Consider the following 866-nt stretch of genomic DNA (forward strand, 5'->3'; position numbering starts at 1 on the left):
GAAAATCTAGATACGCTTAAAGTAACTTTTAGGCAATACGAAACTAGACCCTTGCCAATTCATTTTTTTTAAGGGCCTTGGGTAGAAATATGTATCAACATCGAATTAGGCCGATTGTTCGATGTTAACTTTTATTCCTAGAGACTCTAGACGTTTGATTGCTTGCTTAATTACGATGTCTCTTCGCCGTTGATCATAAAAGTCGGCACCGAGTTCGATATAGTTTTCTTTCCGCGTTAAGAGGTGGTAGGCTATTGTTAAAATCGTGTGTCCTACTGCTACAGCAGCGCGATTTGCTCCTCTACGGGAAGCAATACGTTGGTACTGGGCAGATAAATAAGTGTTCTTTGTTCTTGCAGCGGAGCGAGCAGCTTCTACCAGGGTGGCTCGAAGCTTTTTGTTACCCTTTCGTGTTCGACCGGACTTGCGCTTTCCAGCGCTTTCGTTATTGCCTGGAGCCATCCCTGCCCACGAACACAAATGGGCAGCAGAAGGGAATTGTTCCTCCACGTTGGTGCCGATTTCCGCCAGCAATTGTTCAGCGGTACGTCGGCCGACGCCAGGGATCGTATCCAAACGCTCCAGGTCCTCCTCAAAAGGGAGCATGCGTTCTTTCACTTCTTCATCCAGATTGGCGATCTGTTCATCCAAAAAATCAATATGCTTCAGTTGCGTTTCGAGCATCAGCTTCTGATGAGGCCCGATCAGTCCCCGTAACGCACGCTCAAGATCGCCTTTTTTGTTTTTTAAGCGCGCCTTAGCCAACTCAGCTAATTTCCGGGAATCTTCGACGCCTTCGATCATCGCTTCGATCATGGCCCGTCCGGATACACCCAAGATATCCGTTGCCACGGAAGAGAGTTTAA

General features: G+C 47.5%; 1 protein-coding gene. It reads right to left on the reverse strand.

Annotated elements, in window-relative coordinates; all coding sequences use genetic code 11:
- Window positions 1-105 precede the first annotated feature (105 nt).
- The coding region (locus FS806_RS25255) for an IS110 family RNA-guided transposase (protein ID WP_144942104.1) at window positions 106-866 on the reverse strand (761 nt) is incomplete at its 5' end.

The sequence above is a fragment of the Paenibacillus sp. 32O-W genome, from assembly GCF_007679495.1.
GTDB lineage: Bacteria > Bacillota > Bacilli > Paenibacillales > NBRC-103111 > Paenibacillus_L > Paenibacillus_L residui.